We start from the raw sequence: 3203 nt of genomic DNA, 5'->3' as shown, positions 1-3203 counted from the left end.
TCCGGCAGAAGAGGTTCCCAACCCCGGGGCGGCGTTTCTCGAGATAGGTGCGCATGATTTAGAACTGGTACTTCTACGGCATGTCGAGAGCAATGTGACTGTGCACCAACGACACGCCCCGCGCTTCTAGTTCATGGCGAGCTTCAGCCAGTATCTCGTGTGGCGCCGCTCCCCTGTGCGAGCAAACGCCCCAAGCGCAACGAGATCTTGTAGATCGCGCGTGGCGGTTGCGCGCGACGTCCCGGTGATTTTCAGGTAGTTCTCGGCGCTGAGCCCCCCCTCGAAACCTGCCGGACCCTCCCGGAACATCATAGAGACGGCCTTGGCTTGGCGCTCGTTGAGCCGATCCCGGAAGCGATCATAGAAGCGTGCCTTGCCGATGAAGAACGCGACCCGCTTGAGCGTGACCTGCTGCGCCTCGAGTACGATCCCGGAAAACCACAGCAGCCACTCCGTCACATCCAGGGTCTTCTGGTGCCGCTCAAGCTGGGAGTAATAGATCTTGCGCTCCTTCTCGATCGTGAAGGCGAGCGAGATGAGGCTTGGCTGGCCGATGTTCTGTGCCAGCGACTTCTCGGCCAGCGCGCGCCCCAGTCGGCCATTCCCGTCTTCGAAGGGATGGATAGATTCGAAATACAGGTGCGCAAGCCCTGCCCGTGTCAGGGCCGGAAGCAATCCGGCCGCCCCGGGCCCCGTGCCGTTGAACCAGGTCACGAAACGCTCCATCTCGTCAGCGACCTGCGCGGAGGGCGGAGCTTCGAAATGCACCGTCGGATTGTCGAGGCGACCGGACACGATCTGCATCGCCTCGGCATGCCGGCGGTAGCCCCCCCAGGCTTTCCAGCCGAGCGTCATGCGACAGCAGCATGTGGTGCCAGCGGAACAGGGTCTCGTGCAAGAGGGGCTCGGCATATCCCGAGTAGACATCGACCATCATCTCCGCGACGCCCTGCTCGCGCGCCTTGGCTGGGTAGCTTCCGGGGTCCAGCCCCAGGTGCCGTCGCAACGACGACTGCACGCTCTGCCGGTCCAGCAGTTCGCCCTCGATGGCGCTGGTCTGCATCGCCTCCTCGCTCAGCACTTCGATACGGAGCTGGTCGCGATCTGGTTCTGCAACATGGTGCACGGCACCGAGAATCTCGCCCGAGGACAAAAGGAACCTTTGTTCGAACGCGTCCAGAGCCGATGAATCATACCGAAATTCCGGCCAGCCGGGCAGCGTCCAATTCCAAGGCATGAGTGATAGGCCTTCCCTCTATAACTCACCAATGTTACCTTTATGAGTAATAGGTGTCAAATCTATTGCTCATGAGTCTGCCGTCCCAGCGTGCACAGATCTATGCGGCCATGAGGAGATCGCCACCTTCTCCAAGTTTATGAACCTTCATATTGCATAACCAGGGCGGCGAGGCTGTCGACAGCTACTGCGAGGAGCAAGCCCGAGGGCCGGCTTTTGGAGCCGAGGATGATGCTCAGGCAACCGCCCTACCCTGCTCGCGGAGTCGTATAAGCGCCATTTCCTTAGTCGTCTCTCTGGGCGAGGACTACCGGCGCTCCTGCAACGTCAGCGTCGTGTAGACGTGCTCAGAGGAAAGGGATGGCCAACTGCGCCGTCTTGCACGCCTCGGTCTTCGGCGGGGCGATGCCCCACTGGTCGCTTCGCCCGGGGGCCCAGCTCCAGTCCTCCGGCCCGCCGACGCGGTAGGTCTCGTCCACCTGCAGCACCTCGGCGGTGTGCTCGATGACCATGCCGAAGGGATCGACGAAATAGAGGAACACGTTGTCCCCCGGCCCGTGCCGCCCCGGTCCCCAGCCGATGCCGAAGCCCGCGTCGCACATCCGGCCCGAGGCCTTCATGACCGCTTCCCAGCCCGGGTGGTTGAAGGCGACGTGGTTCAGCGTGTCCACCTCGGCGATGGCCAGCACCACCGCATGGTGGTCCGAGTTGGTGCGCAGGAAGCCCATCATCTTCGAACGGTCGGTCAGGCTGAAGCCGAGCCCCTCCTCGAAGAAGCGGATGTCGGCATCGAGGTCACGGGTGTTGATGTTCACATGCGCCAGCCGGTCCGGCATCTGGCGCCCCGCGGCATCGAGCGGCACGGAAAGCGCATCCCCCTGCACGACCCGGTAGAGCCGCCCCGAGGGATCGCGCAGGGCAAAGCCAGTTCCGCCGCCATGGTCCGCGAGCGGGCCGATGTCGCCCTCGGCCGTGCCCCCCCGACGCGACCAGCCGGTCGCGCAGAGCGGACAGGCCCGTGCCCTCCGCGGCGCGGAAGGTGACCGACATCACGCCCGTCGCCGCGCCCTGCGTCAGGCGCAGAGCGTAGGGGTCGGTGCCGCTTGCCCGCAGCCAGACGTTCCCGGCGTCGCGCGCGGCCTCGTCTAGCCCCCAGACCCGGGTGTAGAAAACGACCGCGGCGTTAAGGTCGGGCGTCGCGATCTCGACGCTGCGCAGGCCGGTGAGAGGAAACTCCATCCCCATCTCAGGCCTCCGCAACGATCCTGCTGACCAGCGAGCCGACGCCGTCGATGCGCACCTCGATCTCGTCGCCGGGCTTCATCCACACCGGCGGGGTGCGCTTCGATCCGACACCGCCGGGCGTGCCTGTGGCGATCACGTCGCCCGGCGCCAGCGGGGTGAACTGCGAGACGTAGGCGATGATCACCGGGATCGGGAAGATCATGTGCGCGACCGGCGCCTCCTGCATCACCTCGCCGTTGAGCACCGAGCGCACCACCACGGCGCGCAGGTCGGCGATCTCGTCCGGGGTCACCAGCTCGGGCCCGAAGGGCGCGGTGCCGGGAAAGTTCTTGCCCGGGATGAACTGCCGGGTGTGCCACTGCCAGTCGCGCACCGAGGCGTCGTTGAAGCAGGCGAAGCCCGCGACATGCTCCATGGCCTCGGCCTCGGGGATGTTGCGCCCGCCGCAGCCGATGACGATTGCCAGCTCCGCCTCGTAGTCGAGATCGCCCGAGATGGCAGGGCGGATCACCGGGTCGTCCGCAGCGACCAGCGTGTCGGCGAAGCGGGTGAAGATCGACGGGTGCGCCACCTCGGCGCGGCCGGTCTCCTTGCGGTGGCTCTCGTAATTGTGGCCGACGCAGAGAATCTTTCCCGGGTTCGGGATCACCGGCAGCAGCTTGACCGCGGCGCGCGGCAGCCGCGGGGCCGGGCCGTCGAGCGCCAGTGCCCCCGCGGCGAT

2 protein-coding genes and 1 pseudogene are annotated in these 3203 nt (G+C 65.7%); all 3 read right to left on the bottom strand.

The genetic code is table 11. From position 1 onward, the window contains the following. Positions 1–126: 126 nt before the first annotated feature. A pseudogene (locus tag CLG85_RS26935) lies at positions 127–1237 on the bottom strand (Fic family protein). A gap of 347 nt (positions 1238–1584) precedes the next feature. Continuing rightward, positions 1585–2100, bottom strand: a complete 516-nt coding sequence (locus CLG85_RS26930) for a VOC family protein (protein ID WP_260350366.1) — start codon at positions 2098–2100, stop codon at positions 1585–1587. Between the two features lie 383 nt (positions 2101–2483). After that, the coding region (locus tag CLG85_RS26925) for a fumarylacetoacetate hydrolase family protein (RefSeq protein WP_260350363.1) at positions 2484–3203 on the bottom strand (720 nt) is incomplete at its 5' end.

This window comes from Alloyangia mangrovi (assembly GCF_002300555.2).
Taxonomy (GTDB): Bacteria; Pseudomonadota; Alphaproteobacteria; order Rhodobacterales; family Rhodobacteraceae; genus Salipiger; species Salipiger mangrovi.
Note: the sequence above shows the minus strand (reverse complement) of the source record. Positions and strands in the feature narration are given on the sequence as shown.